The 15,132-nt window shown below is 70.3% G+C and carries 14 protein-coding genes; all 14 read right to left on the bottom strand.

What is annotated here, in order from left to right; genetic code table 11:
* Positions 1–14: 14 nt before the first annotated feature.
* The 14 genes from ACG0Z3_RS16030 to ACG0Z3_RS15965 all read right to left on the bottom strand — a co-directional run bounded on the left by ACG0Z3_RS16030 (position 15) and on the right by ACG0Z3_RS15965 (position 15,013).
* Entirely contained in the window at positions 15–908 is an 894-nt protein-coding gene (locus ACG0Z3_RS16030; protein ID WP_394399176.1) for a TadE/TadG family type IV pilus assembly protein, read from the bottom strand.
* 1 nt (position 909) lies between these two features.
* Complete coding sequence (locus ACG0Z3_RS16025; protein WP_394399174.1) at positions 910–1,752, bottom strand: hypothetical protein; 843 nt, start codon at positions 1,750–1,752, stop codon at positions 910–912.
* A gap of 23 nt (positions 1,753–1,775) precedes the next feature.
* Entirely contained in the window at positions 1,776–2,108 is a 333-nt protein-coding gene (locus ACG0Z3_RS16020) for a DUF192 domain-containing protein (RefSeq protein ID WP_394399172.1), read from the bottom strand.
* A gap of 1 nt (position 2,109) precedes the next feature.
* Positions 2,110–3,009 carry a type II secretion system F family protein gene (locus tag ACG0Z3_RS16015; RefSeq protein ID WP_394399170.1) on the bottom strand — a complete coding sequence of 300 codons (900 nt, stop codon included), beginning with the start codon at positions 3,007–3,009 and terminating at the stop codon, positions 2,110–2,112.
* Positions 3,006–3,866 (bottom strand): type II secretion system F family protein, encoded by an 861-nt coding sequence (locus tag ACG0Z3_RS16010; RefSeq protein WP_268168878.1) that lies wholly within the window; start codon positions 3,864–3,866, stop codon positions 3,006–3,008. Before ACG0Z3_RS16010 ends, ACG0Z3_RS16015 begins: the two co-directional genes overlap by 4 nt.
* A 58-nt stretch (positions 3,867–3,924) precedes the next feature.
* The gene (locus tag ACG0Z3_RS16005) at positions 3,925–5,664 is read right to left on the bottom strand and encodes a TadA family conjugal transfer-associated ATPase (protein WP_394399168.1); all 1,740 of its coding nucleotides are present in this window, start codon (positions 5,662–5,664) and stop codon (positions 3,925–3,927) included.
* A 16-nt stretch (positions 5,665–5,680) separates the two neighbouring features.
* Positions 5,681–7,837, bottom strand: a complete 2,157-nt coding sequence (locus ACG0Z3_RS16000; protein WP_394399166.1) for a pilus assembly protein N-terminal domain-containing protein — start codon at positions 7,835–7,837, stop codon at positions 5,681–5,683.
* A gap of 11 nt (positions 7,838–7,848) precedes the next feature.
* Positions 7,849–8,721 (bottom strand): Flp pilus assembly protein CpaB, encoded by an 873-nt coding sequence (gene cpaB, locus ACG0Z3_RS15995; protein ID WP_394399164.1) that lies wholly within the window; start codon positions 8,719–8,721, stop codon positions 7,849–7,851.
* Between the two features lie 18 nt (positions 8,722–8,739).
* On the bottom strand, positions 8,740–8,934 hold the full coding sequence (locus ACG0Z3_RS15990; protein WP_394399162.1) for a hypothetical protein: 195 nt from the start codon (positions 8,932–8,934) through the stop codon (positions 8,740–8,742).
* The gene (locus ACG0Z3_RS15985) at positions 8,931–9,614 is read right to left on the bottom strand and encodes a hypothetical protein (protein ID WP_394399160.1); all 684 of its coding nucleotides are present in this window, start codon (positions 9,612–9,614) and stop codon (positions 8,931–8,933) included. The genes ACG0Z3_RS15990 and ACG0Z3_RS15985 overlap by 4 nt, the downstream gene beginning before the upstream one ends.
* Positions 9,614–10,408 carry a hypothetical protein gene (locus tag ACG0Z3_RS15980; protein WP_394399158.1) on the bottom strand — a complete coding sequence of 265 codons (795 nt, stop codon included), beginning with the start codon at positions 10,406–10,408 and terminating at the stop codon, positions 9,614–9,616. Before ACG0Z3_RS15980 ends, ACG0Z3_RS15985 begins: the two co-directional genes overlap by 1 nt.
* Complete coding sequence (gene lnt, locus ACG0Z3_RS15975) at positions 10,405–13,278, bottom strand: apolipoprotein N-acyltransferase (protein ID WP_394399156.1); 2,874 nt, start codon at positions 13,276–13,278, stop codon at positions 10,405–10,407. The genes ACG0Z3_RS15980 and lnt overlap by 4 nt, the downstream gene beginning before the upstream one ends.
* 98 nt (positions 13,279–13,376) lie before the next feature.
* Positions 13,377–13,643, bottom strand: a complete 267-nt coding sequence (locus tag ACG0Z3_RS15970; protein WP_394399154.1) for a hypothetical protein — start codon at positions 13,641–13,643, stop codon at positions 13,377–13,379.
* A 398-nt stretch (positions 13,644–14,041) separates the two neighbouring features.
* Positions 14,042–15,013, bottom strand: coding sequence for a tripartite tricarboxylate transporter substrate-binding protein (locus tag ACG0Z3_RS15965; protein ID WP_394399152.1), 972 nt, complete (start codon positions 15,011–15,013; stop codon positions 14,042–14,044).
* Positions 15,014–15,132: the final 119 nt, after the last annotated feature.

Here is a 15,132-nt window from a genome sequence, read left to right as displayed (position 1 = left end):
CGCATAGCGCGCGCTCAGCCGCCGCAGCTGGGCGGCGGGAGTTCGCACTTACCGGCGCCCACGCCGTCGGTGCAGATGGAGCAGCTGGGGTCCCACCAGGGGCAGGTGGGCAGGTCCGGCGGCGTGGGCCCGGGCCCGGGGTCGGTGGGCGTGCCGTCGTTGCCCGGCCCCGGGCTGCTCACCATCGCCGTATTGCGGATGGCGTCCGACTGCATGCGCACCACCACGTGCGACACCACAGGGATGCGCCCCGCCTCGATCAGCCCCAGCTTGAACGCGTCCCCCACCCCGGCGCCCAGCTTGCTCAGCGCCCAGGTGTAGAACCGCCCCACCAGCGGCATCTGCTTGTCTTTCGGGATGCCGTAGGTGATGCGCAGCTTCAGCAGGTTGGCGTCTTGCAGCGTCTGGCCGCTGGCGTTGCTCTTGGGGTCGCTCTTGCAGCCGGGCACGTCGCGCGGGCACTGCAGCTCGTCCAGACCCACGTTGGGGATCACCAGGTCACCGGCCTTCAGCGCTTCTTTGAGCGCCGGGCTGGCGTAGTCGTCGAAGCTTTCCTTGGTGGGCGACAGCACTTCCACACGCATGCCCACCGCCGTGTCGGCCGTGGCGCGCGCGTAGCTCGCCGCCAGCTCCGCCACGGTGCGCCCGCCGCCGTAGTAGCCCACCATGCCTTTGCTGAACGCCGCCTTGATGCTGCTCACGCTGGCGTTGCTCACCGCCCCCGCACGCGCCGCCTCGAAGGTCGCGTAGTTCACGCTGCTCTTGGCCTGGTACCCCAGCGCCGCCTGCCAGATCCCCAGCACCAGGAACAGCAGCGTCGGCATCACGATGACGCTCTCCACCAGGCCCGCTCCCCGCTGGCGATGCGGGGCGTGGGCCGGCAGACCACGGGCGGGACGGCTGCGCATGTCAGTCGACCTGTGCAGTGAAGCCTTCGGGTATGGCCAGCACGCCCGCGCGCAGCGGCTTGTCTCGCTCCAGCGCCAGCGTGACGACGCGCACCTCCTGCACCGCGCCGGTGACGGACTCCAGCGCCCAGGGCAGGTTCAGGTACTTGCGTGCCGGGAAGCGCTCCCACAGGCAGGCGCCGTCCAGGGACGGATCGGCCGGTGTGCTGGCCACGCGGCAGCTTTCACCCATCACCGTCTTGGCGGGCCAGGCGGCTACCTGGCTGGACGTTGCGAGGTCGGTGGGCGTGAAACTGAGATGGCTGCGACGCCCCAGCGCCTGCTTGGTGGCGAAGCGCAGCTCGTAGCGGATGTCGTCCAGCCACAGGTAGCCGCTGAACGCCTCCTCCTTCTGCACGACGCTGCAGTCGGGCGGCGTGGCTGGGTTGGCGCCCGTGCCGCTGCGCAGCTCGTTCGTCCAGCGCTGGTAGTCCGTCAGCCGCAGGCCGTAGCCAGTGGTGAGCTCGCCGGCCTTGCGGTTGTCGTAGAAGCGCTCCAGCGTCTTCACGTCCAGGCCGGCCATCAGCGCGACATCGGGCTGCACGGGCGGCAGCTCGTAGCGGGCCTTGCGCTCGAGGTTGCACTGATCCACCAGCCCTTGGGTGGTGGATCGAGCCAGGCCCGGCCCGCCGCCCTTGGCCAGCGTGGTGACCTCCAGCTTCTGGTACGCCGTGCCGGCATAGGGGTCGGTCGCGGCTGGCGGCGTCGTAGGGGCGGCAACCGCCTCGCCGCCGCCGCCACCGCCGCAATGGGCCAGGGCGAGCGTCAGGGGCAGCAGCAGCAATCGGGAGGAGAACAAGGTCATGGCGTCAACCGTCAGGGAACAAATCAATGGGTGTCGATGTGGGAGCCGGGCCGCAACCCCAGCCGCTGCGCCTCACCGGCAGCGAGCTCCAGCGTGGCGCGCGCGCCGGGGCAGGCGCTGACGCGCCAGGGCGCCAGCGCCGGCACGACCTTGATGACGCGGTCGTCGCGGTCCACGTAGACCACGTCGATGGCGTAGCGCATGAAGCAGGTGTGCACGCTGGCGCAGGGCTTGAGCACCAGCACCTCACCCGGCTGAAGCCGCGGCAGGGCCAGCAGGCCCAGCAATCGGGCGCGGAAGCTGTCGGCGTGCAGCACGCGCAGCGCCGGCATGGCGCGGGAGGTGTGCATCTGCATGTCAGAGCCCCATGTGCAGGAACTTCATTGCGATCGGGAAGCCCAGCACGACAAAGGTGCAGGGGAAGATGAAGGCAATCAGCGGGAACAGCAGCTTCACCGGCGCTTCCATGGCGAGCTTTTCGGCGCGGGCAAAGCGCTCGGTGCGGCGCTGCTCGGCCTGCGCACGCAGGATGGGGCCGAGATTCATGCCCATGCGCTCGGCCTGGATCAGCGCCGACACGAAGTTGGTGATGGACGGCTCGTTCATGCGGTCGGACAGCGTGCGCAGCGCGTCCAGCCGCGGCCGGCCCGCGCGCACATCGCGCAGCACGCGCGAGAACTCGTCGCGCAGCGGTCCGGCCGGCCCCTTGGCCACCGCCTGCGCGAAGGCGCCCGTCAGGTTCAGGCCGGCCTCCACACACAGCGTGATGATGTCCAGCATGAAGGGCAGCGTCTTGAGCGTCTCGCGGCGGCGCAGCTGCACGAGGTCGCGCAGCCAGATGGCCGGGAACAGGAAGCCGAAGGCCGCGCCCACCCAGGGCCAGGGGCCGGCCGGCCGGCCGAAGCTGACCAGCAGCCACCAGGTCAGCAAGCCGCTGATGGCCGCGCCCAGCAACTGCGCGGCAATGAACTGCTCGGGCGCCAGCGCGTAGTCCAGCCCCGCCAGCCGCAGCCGGCCCTGCACGCGCAGGCGCTGCGCCGGGCGCAGCCGCGGGCCCAGGTAGTGCGCAATCCAGCGGATGGGCCACCACAGCAGCCGGAAAGCTGTGGGCGGCGAGTCGCGGTAGCTGCGATCCTCGGCGGGCACATCGTCGATGGCCTTCATGAGGCTGTGCGCGATCAGCGCCATCGCCACGCCCAGGCCCAGCGCACAGGCCAGCGGCAGCCACTGCATCCAGGTGAACTCGGCGCCGCTCATACGTCGATGTCCACGATCTTGCGGATCACGAGCACGCCGAAGAACTCGAACAGGCCGATGACCACCAGCGTGGCCCAGCCCATGCGCGTCGTGAACATCAGGTGCATGGCCGCCGGCTCCATCTTGTTGAGCACGACGATCAGGAACAGCGGCAGCGCCCCCACCACCCAGGCCTGCAGCTTGCCCTGCGAGGTGAGCGCGCGGATCTTGCCCTCCATGGCCAGCTTCTGGCGCAGCGTCTGCGCGGCGCGCTCCAGCGTCTCGGCGAGCTGGCCGCCCGTCTCGCTGGCAATACGCATGGCCGAGATCGTCAGCGTCATGGACTGCAGCGGCACGCGCCGATTCAGGCCTTCCAGCGCGTCATCCATGGACACACCCAGGCGCTGCTCGCGCAGCACGAGGTCGAACTCCTGCGAGATCGGCGGCCGCGCCTCCAGCACCAGCTGCTGGATGGCCTGCGACAGGCTGACGCCGGCCTTCAGGCCACCGGCCAGCATCTGCAGCGCATCGGGCAGCTGCTGCTCCAACTGCTCGCTGCGGCGCCGGCGCAGCCAGCGCAGCATGAAGCGCGGCCCCACCGCCAGCACCAGCGACACCACCAGCGCCGGCAGCGCATTGCCCGTCACCGCCCAAGCCAGCACCCCGCCCAGCACGATAAGCGCCAGGTTGAGCACGAACAGACGACCCGGGTCGACAAACAGGAAGAGTTCGCGCAGCCCGATGTGGGCCCGCTCGGTGAACAGCCGCCGGTAGCGCGCCAGCCCGCTGGTGGCGATGCTGAATACCGACCACACGAGCATCATCATCGCCACGGCAACCGCGCCCGCCACCAGCGTTGCGACGGTGCTGGGCGTCATGTCCGCACCCCTGCCCCGCCGAGCGGGGATGAGCCCCTTCGGGCGGCCGTGCGGGGGCTCATGCCGCCCTCCGGTTGAACAACGACAGGTCGAACTGGACGCCCTGCTCGCGCAGCTCGTCGTAGAAGGTGGGCACGGCATCGCAGCCGACGAACTCGCCCACCACGCGGCCGTCAGCGCCGAAGCCCCGGGCCTCGTAGCGAAACAGCTCCTGCAGCTGGATCTTGCCGTTCTCCATGCCGGCCACCTCGGTAATGCTGGTGACCTTGCGCGAGCCGCAGGCAAAGCGCGACTGCTGCACGATGATGTCCACGGCCGAATTGATCTGGTCGCGGATGGCGCCGATGGGCAGATCCATGCCGGCCATCAGCACCAGCGTCTCCAGCCGCGCCAGCGCATCTCGCGGCGTGTTGGCGTGCAACGTCGTCAGCGAGCCCTCGTGGCCCGTGTTCATGGCTTGCAACATGTCCAGCGCCTCGCCGCCACGGCACTCGCCGACGACAATGCGGTCGGGCCGCATGCGCAGCGAGTTCTTCACCAGCTCGCGGATGGTGATGGCGCCCCGCCCTTCCACGTTGGACGGCCGTGACTCCAGCGACACCAGGTGCGAGTGGTTCAGCCGAAGCTCGGCCGCGTCTTCGATGGTGATGATGCGTTCGCCGTCCGGGATGAAGTTGGACAGCACGTTCAGCAGCGTCGTCTTGCCCGAGCCCGTGCCGCCCGAGACGATCATGTTCTTGCGCTGCTTCACGCACAGCTCCAGGAACTCCACCATGGGCCGCGACACCGAGCCGTAGGCCGACAGGTCGTCCGCCGTCAGGCGCTTCTTGGAGAACTTGCGGATGGTGATCGTCGGGCCCTTGAGCGCCAGCGGCGGGATGATGGCATTGACGCGCGAGCCGTCCTTGAGTCGCGCATCCACCAGCGGCGACGACTCGTCGATGCGCCGCCCCAGCGGCGCGACGATGCGCTCGATGACGCCCATCACCGCGCGGTCGCTGGTGAAGGCCAGCGGGTAGCGCTGCAGCCGGCCGCCGCGCTCCACGAAGATCTCGTCCGCGCGGTTCACCATCACTTCGGTGACGCTGGCGTCCTCCAGCAGGTCTTCCAGCGGGCCCAGGCCCACGGCCTCGTCCAGCACCTCCTTGCGCAGCGCCTCGCGGTCCAGGCCCGCGGGCAGCTCGCCGCCCAGGCGCTCCAGGATCTCGCGCACCAGGGTCTCGGTCTCGGCGCGCAGCTCGGCGTCGCTCATGCGAGTGAGGTCGCGGCGGCGCAGGTCGATGGTCTCCAGCAGCTGGTCATGCACATGCTTGCGCCACGGATGGCGGGCCTGCACGGCCAGCACCTCGGGCGGCAGCGCCTCGGCGGCTGCACCCGCGTCGGCGGCCCGGGCCGCTGCCGGCTGGGCCGTGTGCAGCGGGATGACACCGGGCGCCGCCGGCGCCGGTGTGGGCACGGACGTGGGCGCCGGCACCGCTGGGCGCGGCGACGCGCGGCCCTCGGCCTCGCGCACACGCAGCGTGGTGGTGCCGATGCGGATCTGGTCGGCAAAGCTCAGCGGCCCGTAGCGCACGATGCGCTGCGCATTGACCCAGGTGCCGGTGAACTGGCCCAGGTCTTCCAGCACCCAGCCGTCGCGCGTCTCGCTCAGGCGGGCATGCTCGCGGCCCACGCGCCAGCCGCGCAGCGCGATGTCGCAGGCCTTGTCGCGGCCGATGCGGATCTCGCGCTGGTTGAACTCGACCTCGCGCGTCTCGCCGCCCGTGCTGTCGGTGATCTGGATGATGAGATGGCTCATGGCACCGATCTCCGGCTCAAGGCATGTTCAGGGGAACGAGCCACTGCGCCAGCACCCAGCCGCGCTTGCCCGTGGAGCCGGCGCCGATCTGCACCGGCAGCCAGGCGCCCTGCGGCGGAAGGCTGAGGCGACGCACCAGGTCACCCCGCTGTGCGCGCCACACGACGCCCGCATTCACGTCCGGCGCCTGGCGCAGCGCCAGCGCCTCGGACTGCACACGCAGCGGCGCACCGAGCAGCGCGTCGTCCACCTTGCCCAGGAGCACCGGCTGCAAGCCCGGCACCGGCTTGACCACGGCCGGCCGCACGTCGGGCTGGCCAACGTCCTGCGGCCGCCACGCGACGATGTGCTCGGACAGCACCCAGCCGTTCAGCGCACCCACGTGCACATTCGTCCATCGGCCCTGGCCTGGCGGCTGCGACGGCGCCGAGCCCAGCACCACGGTGGCGCCGCGCGCCAGCGTCAGCAAGGCCTCGGCCGTGGCCTCGGGGCGGCTGCGCAGTACGGTCTGCACGCCCTGCACGCGCAGCAGCGCGCCCTCGGGCGCCCGGCCGATGCCGGCCACCAGCGGCGCCTCGGCGCTCACCGGCGGCGGTGCGTTGTCGGCCAGCGGCTGGCCCTCGCGCGGCGGCACCTGGTCGGCGCGCTCATAGCTGACGCCGGGCTGCAGCGGCTCGCTCAGGTAGGGCGTCGGGCCCATGCGGGCCTCCAGGCGCTCGGTGGTGCGCTGCAGGCGGTCGCGGTTGGACGGGGACTCGGCCGACACGATGCGCGGCGTGACGAACACCACCAGCTCGGTCTCCTTGTTCTGGAAGCGTTTGGAGCGGAACAGCGCGCCCAGCACCGGGATGTCGCCCAGCAGCGGCAGCTTGTCCATGTCCGACGACACCTCGCGCTGCAGCAGGCCGGCCAGCACCAGCGTCTCGCCGTCGCGCAGGTTGAACTCGGTGTTGGCCTTGCGGGTCAGCAGGGCGGGGCCGGCCAGCGTCGTCACCGAGCGGTCGATGCTGCTGACCTCGGACTCGATGGACGCGCGGATCACGCCGCTGGCGTCCACGCGCGGCGTGATGTCCACCTTGATGCCGTACTGCTTGAACTGCACATAGGTGCCGTCCCGCGTGGACACGGCGTAGGGGATCTCGCCGCCGGCCAGGAAGCTGGCCTTGGCGCCGTTGCGGGCCGACAGCTGTGGCTCGGCCAGCAGCGCCGCCTTGCCCTCCTGCGCCAGCAGGTTGAGCTGGGCGTTGAGGCCCAGGTTGAGCAGGCTCAGCACATTCAGCCCCGAGGGGATGGGTACCGGCTGGCCGGGGATGGGGCTGGTGATGGGCACGCCGTTCGAGGTGCCGGTCTGGATGTTGATCTGGTACGGGCCGTCATGCCCGCGGCCCGCCGGGCCCCAGATGGCGCCGACCGCCGCGCCGCCGGTGCCGTTCCACTTCAGACCCGTCTCCTTGAGCAGGCTGGTAGGGAACTCCACCACCTTGACGTCCATCGCGATCATCTTTTCCCAGCCGACGCGATTGGTGAAGTTGACGATTTGCGGATAGCGCTTGGCCAGCATCTCGATCTTGTTCAGATCGAAGTCCGACAGCTGCTCGCCCTCCACGACGATGTTGGCGCCGATGATGGACGTCTTGGCGTTGGGGATGGTGGCCAGGAAGGCCGCAATCTCGCGCGCATGGCGCGAGGTGTCACCGGCCACGATGTTGATCTTCACGCGCTGGTAGCGGCCGTCGGCATTCCAGATGAACAGCGACGACGTGCCCTCGCCGTTGGCGAACAGGATGACCTCCTTCTCGTCCAGCGCGGCGGCCGACAGCAGCTTGCCGTTGCCCACGGCGATGCGCGCCACGCCCGGCGCGGGGAACACGCGCGACTCGCCGACGAACATGTCGATCTCGGCGATCTGGCCGTCGTTGCCGCTGGCCTGGATGGGCGTGTACGGGGTGCCGGCCGTGCTGCGGCTGCGCTTGGCCGTGGGCTTGAGCGAGGGCGCAAAGCCACCGCCCTCGCCGGCCGGGGCAGCCCCGTCGGCAGCGGCCGGCACGGCGGCGTCCTGGGCCAGCGCCAGCGGCGCGGGCAGCACCAACGCCACGCTGAGCAGCGCGGCCAGGGAGCGGGTGGAGGTCGATGAAGAGGTCACGCGGGAATCCAGGGAGAAATCGGCAGGCATCACCAGGGCGCTCAGGGGCGGGCGGGCGAGAGGACGGGGGCGACGGGCGCGACCGCAGCGGCGGGCGCACGGCCCAGCGGCGCGATGGGCTTGAGCGCGCCGCCGCCGTAGATGACGGGCACGCGCTCGTCGGATACAGCCGCGCCGCCCAGGCCCAGCAGCGTCATCGCGTCGGTGCGGGTGGCAGCCACCTCGGCTTTGTCGCCCGGCGCACGCAGCATGGCGGTGAGCTTGCCCACCTCGCGCGCAGCGATGACGCGGCGGCCGTCCTCGGGCGAGGTCTCCAGCGTGACCGTGGAGAAGCTGCGCTTGCTGCTGTCCTTGCCGTCCCAGCCGGCCACGGGGATGGCCTGCGCGCCGGTAGCCAGCACGGTCACGTTCTGCAACAGCGGGAACAGGTAGCTCTTCTGCTCGTGTTTGACGGTGACCATCAGGTCGATGCGGTCGCCCGGCTGCAGCAGGCCGGAAATGGAGTTGACCTCGTCCACCGTGACCGTGATGCCGCGCTGGCCCGTGGGCAGCCGCGCCGAGAACGACGGCGAGCGCCCGCCCTCCAGCAGCGACCACAGCAGCATCTCGCCGCGCGCCACCGGGTAGGCCAGCGGCTGGCCTTCCACGCGCTCGAACTGCTCGGGCGAGATGGCGTTGGAGTGCGTCCACTCCTGCGGCACCTCGCGCACGGCCACGTGCGCGGCCTGCAGCACGGTGCCCTTGGCGAGGTCTTCCTTGGGCACCACCACCTTCACCGTGCGCTTGGCGCGGGTGCGGGCCTCGATGTCCTCCACGTGCTGCTCGATGTAGCGCTTCACGCCGTAGGCCGACACCCCGCCCAGCACCAGGGCCACGCCCAGCAGCAGCCAGCTTCGATTGATCGCAAATCTCATGTCTTGTTGGTCCAGCCCTCAGACGGGCAGTGAAACGGCACTCAGGAACTTGGCAAAAGCGGTGCGGATGGCGTCCAGCATCAGCTCGACGACGGTGTCGCTACCCGGGTTGCCATCCCAGGGCAGGAAGAACATGGCCGCCACCGCGAGGCCCACGACGAGGTACTCCACCATCGCCTGGCCGCGCACGCGCCGCCGCGCGACGCGCCTCATGGCCGGGCCTCGCGCACGCGGTTGATCACCACCAGACGGTGCTCGCCCGCGTCGATGACGCTGAGCGTGGCCTCCTCCTGCGCGCTCTCGGCCCACAGCGTCAGCGCGCTGCCGCGGGCCAGCGGCGCACGCTCCTCGCGCGCCAGGTTCAGGCCGCGCTGGCGCAGGCCGCGCACCAGCTCGTCGCGATTGGTCTGCAGGTCCACGGCGTTCATCGCGGTCAGCATCACGGCGCGGCGGCCGTCGTCGCTGGACTCCATGGTGTTCATCACCGTGGAGTCGGCGGGCAGCAGGCGCTGGGTGTCGCGCAGCACGCGGCTGAGTTCGCCGGGTCCGGTCATCAGCGTGCTCATCAGCGTGGCCTGCACGCGGCCCGGCGCAAGCTCGCGCAGCTGCACAGTGTTGAAGTAGTCGCCCTGGCGGGCCGCGATGACGCGGGCGTCGCGCAGCGGGTTCTCGACATGCTGCCGGCCGAACTGTGCGCGGTAGAAGGCCAGCGCGTCGTCCACGCTGCCGCTGAACTCGGCGCGCAGGATGCGGGCGCGGCGGCCGTTGAGCACGCTGTCGGCGGCCACGCTCTGGGCGCGCACGCCCTCGGGCAGCGGCAGCTCGGGCCAGGGCGATGCGACGCAGGCACCGGCCAGCAGCAGCAGGGCGGCAGTCGCGGCATACAGGCGCATCAGCAGCCCTCCTTGAGTCGGTCGCAGGGCACGATGTCCCAGTCGTGGTCGCCCACCTTCAGCGCGGGGTCGTTGACGGCCACGGGCACCATGCCGATCAGGTCCACCAACGGTTTGGCCTTGCCGATGGGATAGACACCCAGGCCACCGTCCTCGATGCGGTTGCGCACCTGCGCGTTGTTGCGCGCCGTCCAGGCGTCCGCCAGCAGCACGGTGCGGCGCGTGGTGGCCATGGTGGGCACGAGTGCGCTGTCGGCCATGTTCACGGTGACGGCGCCGCTGTACCAGTTGTCGTGGCTCAGCCCCAGCCAGCTCCGAAACGGCGCCGTCCAGGGGATGGCGTTCTTGCCGCTGACGGTGGTGGCCACGGTCACGTCGTCCTCGAACTTGGCGATCAGCGGCTTGCCGGTGTGGTCGGTCCAGACCGGGTTGCGGTGGGCCACGAAATCGCCCGCCGCGTCGCCGGTCTTGATGGGTGCGTTGGAAGTGCTGAAGAAGCGTCGGCGCACCTCCAGGCTCAGCTCGGCGTCGGTCTTCCAGCTGCTGGACGAGTTGCGGGCCACGCCCTCGAAGGCCACGTAGCGGCTGGCGGCCTCGGTGGTCTGGAACAGGTCCAGGTACTTGCCCAGCAGCGGCACGGCGATGAACAGCGGCAGCAGCGCCAGCGCCGCCACGACGAACTCGACGGTGGACTGGCCGCGCTGGCGCCGGCCGCACGACTGCAGCCCGGTCGAGGCCCGGGCCCGGCGGGCAGCGGCGAGAAACTGGCGGTGGGGCAGCTTGACGACGCTCATGGCAAGGCCAGCCCTCCCTGCTGGGCGGCAGCCCAGGCCCGGTCGACCGCCGTGGGCGCCACCAGGCGCACGCGCCAGTACGGGTTGTAGAGGCTTGCGATCTCGGTGCGGCCATCGGCGCGCGGCGAGATGCGATCGAAGAACACCTGCGCGCGGGCCAGCGCCGCAAGCTTGGCGCCGGCCGGCTTGTCGTTGAACAACGCCAGCTGGCCCGAGGGCTTGGCCTGGGCGGCGCCGCCGGAGGTGCGCAGCTGGGCGTGGTCTTTGGTGACGAAGAGGGTGATGCCGGTGCTCAGCTCGGCGTTGGGCGCCACGTTGCGCAGCTCGCGCACGGCGGGCAGGCCGCTGAAGCAGTAATAGCCGGGCCGTTCCATCTCGCCCTCGGCCTTGTTGGCGGTACGCCGGTTCTCACCGTAGGCATTGCCGTGGTAACCGTTGGCCCCGCTGCTACTGCCGCTGCCGCTGCAGTTGTTCTTGGGGATGTTGACCGCCGCCCAGCCCAGCGGCTTCTGGATGTCGCCGCACCAGCTCAGACCCCACTTGCCGCAACCAAAGCGCTCGCCGTGCAGCTCCAGCGTGTCCATGCCGCGCCACTCGTCGTAGCCGATCAGCTCGGTGCCGGCGCGCTTCTTCATCTCGCCGTTCTTCTTGAACAGCGGGATGTCCGGGGCGCTCACGGTCCAGTTGCGCTCGCGGCTGAAGCCGTCGCGCGAGCGCATGGTCACGTCGGCAAAGCGGCCGCGATCGTCGTTGGCGTAGGCCTTGGTGAAGTTGTCAAAGCCGTGCGAGGCCAGCACCACCTGCGTCTTGAGCTGCGGGTCCATGGCCTGGGCCACGTCGTCGGCGATCTGCTTCTGGCGCACGCCCGCGGTCAGGTTGGCATGCACCAGCCCCTGCGAAGCCGCCATGGCGACGACGACGGCGTCATGCGCCGCGATGATCGGGCCGACGCCGTACTGCAGCACGTAGTCGGCGTAGTAGTTCGCGCTCTGGCCGGTGTAGTACTCCAACACCACCTTGGTGGCCGCGAAGATGGCCAGGATCTTGTAGCCCTCCAGGCTGGGCGACATCATGAAGAAGATGTCGGTGCCCGAGGCCGGCACCTCGTCCACCGCGTTGGCGAAGTAGCGCACCCACGAGCCCACGCTGACCATCTGCGCAATCGCGATCTGGTTGGCCACCATGGCCCGGTTCAGGTAGGCGTCGTAGTTCAGCGCGCGCGCTTCCACGACACCAGCGCTGTAGGCCGCCGCATCGGCGGCGTTGGTCACGCGCATCTTCTCTGTGACGGCCTGGCCGCTGTTGACCATGTAGTACAGCAGCCCGGCCGACATCAGGATCAGCGCCACACCGGCCATCAAGACCTGGCCCCGCTGCGCCTGCAGGCGCAGCGACGGCTGCACGGCGCGCCCCGGCTGCCACAGCAGTGCCAGCACCAGGCCCGCCACAGCCAGCGATTGCGCCAGCGCGTCGCCGAAGCGCGCGAACGGCGTCAACCCGCGGCGCGCCTGCAGCGTGACTGGCAGGCTGGCGGCGGTGTCCCGCGCCAGCCGCGCAACCGTGTGGCCGCCATGGTCCAGCGCGAAGGCGCCGCCAAGGTCGGTGGCGTGCAGCAGCGGCTTTTGGAACTCCAGTGCACGCGCCGCGGCCTGCTGGTCGAACTGGCGCTGCAGCAGCGTGCCCGGGTGGGCGGCCGCCGAGGACAGGTTGACCAGCACCTCGCTGGTGGCCGCCTCCTGCCGCCACAGGCCGGGGAAGGCCAGCTCAAAGCAGAGGCTGAGGCTGACGCGGTGGCCACCCAGCCACAAGGGCTCGGCGTCGGCCGGACCACGCGAGGTGTCCTGCAGCGCGGCGCCTGCGGCCAGCCAGTCGCGCAGCGCGCCCTGTGCGGGCACGAACTCGCCAAACGGAAACAGCTGGCGCTTCAGGTAGCGCTGCGGGCCCGAGCTGCCCAGTGACAGCACGGCGTTGTGCAGGCGACCGTCGCCCGGGGCCACGTACAGGCCCAGCAACAGGTCGCTGTCGCGGCGGTCCAGCTCGTGTGCGAGCTGGCGCAGGTAGTCGTCCGGCAGCGCTGACGCCGTCTTGCGCAGGGCCAGCTGCGGGCCCACCAGCAGCTGGGAGCGCGCCACCTGCGCGGCTGTCATCAGCGTGGCCATGCGTTGCTGCGTGCCGGCCTCATCAGCCGCCTCGGGTGCCGCACCCGTCTGCAACAGCACGGCGTCCAGCTCACCGCTGGCCTGTGTCCATGTCTGCCGGCCCAGGCCGTTCACGACGGCCAGGAGCGCCACACCCGCCAGCAGTGCACGGCGGCGCCCGGCGGGCCGGACCCAGGCCTGCCACAGCAGCCCGGCCGTCCACCACATCAGCAGGCCGGCCAGCAGCGTGCCGCCCAGCGGCAGCGCCGCCGCCCAGGGGCCGTGTGGCGCTTGCAGCTGCCCCAGGCGCAGCCAGGGCATGGCCAGCGGACCTTGCGCCAGCAGCGCCTCGTGCAGGCACCACAGCGCCGGCCAGGCCAGCAGCGCACGCACGGCCGGGCTGGCCGGCAGCCGCACTGCCAGCGCCGCGCATGCCGCCAGCAGCAGCGCATGCACAGCCACCAGGCCGACACCGGCCAGCAGCAGCTGGCCTGGCCGGGCGCCCGGCAGGTCGCTCAGGAAGCCTGCATAGCCCGCCAGCGCCATCGCCGCGCCGAAGGCCGCCGCGCGCAAGGCCGCCACGCCCACACCCACGCCGGGCGCAAACAGCAGCGCCAGTTGCAGCACGAGCAGCAACTGGGCAGGCAACCAGCCCCACGGCCAACCCTGGCACAGCCCCAAAAGGCTGCCGAGCACGGCGGAGCTCGCCAAGGCGGCGTGCGGACGCAACACGATGAGAATTCCCTAGGGGCGAGAAGCTGGCCATCCCGGCCCGCTTCCCGAAACACTCGGTGCAAAAGGCCGCGCAGCCAGGCCGCGCGGCAGGCGACTTACTTGGCGGCGTTGCCGGTGTAGGTGTCGAGGTTGCGCTTGACGTTGGCCTCGGTGGCGGCCGCATCAGCGGCGGTCTGCGCGTTGTCCTTGGAATCGGTGCCGTCATTGCCGGCCAATTCCTGGGCGATGGCGGCCGTCTGGCTGCGCACGGTGTTGCCGAACATCTGGTAGACGGCGATGGCGGCGATGGCGATCAGCGCCACGATGATGATGTATTCGGTCATGCCCTGACCGCGTTGCTGGCGCTTGCTGTGGAACGACATGGGTAACTCCAAGGTGTGAATGAGGCGTGGCTCCCCACCGAGGCTGGAGCCGGTTGCGCCACGATGCCGCTCAACTGAATAGTTACGCTTTCTCATGGCCCGGCGCAGTCTATGGACGACGCCGTGACCCAATTCACGCTCTCAACAACTAGTTACCTGGATTACATGGATGCGTGGCGCCGCGTCAGAAGAGTTACCAGCGGCATCCCAGAGGTTTGGGGGGAGGTGCTCCTGGCCCGTCGTGTAGGAGAACTGCTGCACCGCAGCAGCAAGCCCTGGCCCCTGCAGCGACCGCCACGGCCTGGTGCAACGAAAAGAGCCTGCCACGCGGCGCGTGGCAGGCTCTTGCGAGGGGCAGCGGCAGCGCCGTCAGGCGCGCCGTTGAAGCGCACCCGGGCTCAGTCGGCGTACTGACCGGCCGCCTTGATGATGGGGCCCAGCTTGTTGATCTCGGCCTCGACGAACTTCTTGTGCTCGGCCGTGCCGACACGCGCGTCGCTGATGACGACGGCGCCCAGTGCCTGCTGGCGCTTCTGGAAGTCGGCATCCTTCAGCGCCGCACGCAGCGCGGTGTTGACCTTGTCCACCACGGCCTTGGGCGTGCCCTTGGGCGCGTACAGGCCGTGCCAGATGGTGAGGTTGAAGCCCTTCAGGCCCGACTCGTCTGCCGTAGGCAGCTTGGCCAGCGAGCCGCTGGTCAGGCGCTTGGACGACATGACGGCGAAGGCCTTGACCTTGCCTGACTCGATCTGGCCGGTCGTGTTGGTGGTCTGGTCGCACATGATGTCGACCTGGCCGCCCAGCAGGTCGTTCATGGCCGGCGCCGTGCCCTTGTACGGCACGGTGGTCATGTCGATCTGCACCGTCTGCTGGAACAGCAGGCCGCACAGGTGCGAGGCCGAGCCCACGCCGGCATTGGCCAGGTTGATCTTGCCCTTGTTGGCCGCCATCCACTTGGCGAGATCGGCGTAGCTGGTGGCCGGCAGGTCGGGGCGGCCGATCAGCGTCATCGGCACTTCGTTGACCATGCCCAGGTATTCGAAGTCTTCCAGCGTCTTGTAGGGCAGGTTGCGGTACAGCGCCGTGGCCGTGGCGATGCCGATGTGATGCAGCAGCAGCGTGTGGCCGTCCGGCGAGGCCTTGGCGACCTTGTTGGCGCCCAGCGTGCCGCCGACGCCGCCGACGTTCTCGATGATGACGGTGGCGCCCAGCGGCTTGCGCAGCGCCTCGGCCAGGTCGCGCGCGACCTTGTCGGTGGGGCCGCCGGCCGCGAAGGGCACGACGATGGTGACGGGCTTGTCGGCCGGGTACTGGGCAAGGGCCGGCAGGGCGGCCATGAGGCCGGCGGCCAGCAGCAGGTGGGTGCGCATCGCAAAGTCTCCTACGGTTGGACGGCGCTCTTCGATGGAGCCGCCGTCGGGGGCAGGCTGCCGGATGGCAGCGGAACGATTCCGGACCTCCGTGTGGGCAGGTCGCGTGCCGCGAGCAT

This window comes from Pelomonas margarita (assembly GCF_043555875.1).
Lineage (GTDB): Bacteria > Pseudomonadota > Gammaproteobacteria > Burkholderiales > Burkholderiaceae_C > Pelomonas > Pelomonas margarita.
Note: the sequence above shows the minus strand (reverse complement) of the source record. Positions and strands in the feature narration are given on the sequence as shown.

Excerpts from the sequence above, each read along its gene's own strand:
- ACG0Z3_RS16030 (WP_394399176.1), bottom strand. The coding sequence starts at position 908 with ATGCGCAGCCGTCCCGCCCGTGGTCTGCCGGCCCACGCCCCGCATCGC.
- ACG0Z3_RS16025 (WP_394399174.1), bottom strand. The coding sequence starts at position 1,752 with ATGACCTTGTTCTCCTCCCGATTGCTGCTGCTGCCCCTGACGCTCGCC.
- ACG0Z3_RS16020 (WP_394399172.1), bottom strand. The coding sequence starts at position 2,108 with ATGCAGATGCACACCTCCCGCGCCATGCCGGCGCTGCGCGTGCTGCAC.
- ACG0Z3_RS16015 (WP_394399170.1), bottom strand. The coding sequence starts at position 3,009 with ATGAGCGGCGCCGAGTTCACCTGGATGCAGTGGCTGCCGCTGGCCTGT.
- ACG0Z3_RS16010 (WP_268168878.1), bottom strand. The coding sequence starts at position 3,866 with ATGACGCCCAGCACCGTCGCAACGCTGGTGGCGGGCGCGGTTGCCGTG.
- ACG0Z3_RS16005 (WP_394399168.1), bottom strand. The coding sequence starts at position 5,664 with ATGAGCCATCTCATCATCCAGATCACCGACAGCACGGGCGGCGAGACG.
- ACG0Z3_RS16000 (WP_394399166.1), bottom strand. The coding sequence starts at position 7,837 with ATGCCTGCCGATTTCTCCCTGGATTCCCGCGTGACCTCTTCATCGACC.
- cpaB (WP_394399164.1), bottom strand. The coding sequence starts at position 8,721 with ATGAGATTTGCGATCAATCGAAGCTGGCTGCTGCTGGGCGTGGCCCTG.
- ACG0Z3_RS15990 (WP_394399162.1), bottom strand. The coding sequence starts at position 8,934 with ATGAGGCGCGTCGCGCGGCGGCGCGTGCGCGGCCAGGCGATGGTGGAG.
- ACG0Z3_RS15985 (WP_394399160.1), bottom strand. The coding sequence starts at position 9,614 with ATGCGCCTGTATGCCGCGACTGCCGCCCTGCTGCTGCTGGCCGGTGCC.
- ACG0Z3_RS15980 (WP_394399158.1), bottom strand. The coding sequence starts at position 10,408 with ATGAGCGTCGTCAAGCTGCCCCACCGCCAGTTTCTCGCCGCTGCCCGC.
- ACG0Z3_RS15970 (WP_394399154.1), bottom strand. The coding sequence starts at position 13,643 with ATGTCGTTCCACAGCAAGCGCCAGCAACGCGGTCAGGGCATGACCGAA.
- ACG0Z3_RS15965 (WP_394399152.1), bottom strand. The coding sequence starts at position 15,013 with ATGCGCACCCACCTGCTGCTGGCCGCCGGCCTCATGGCCGCCCTGCCG.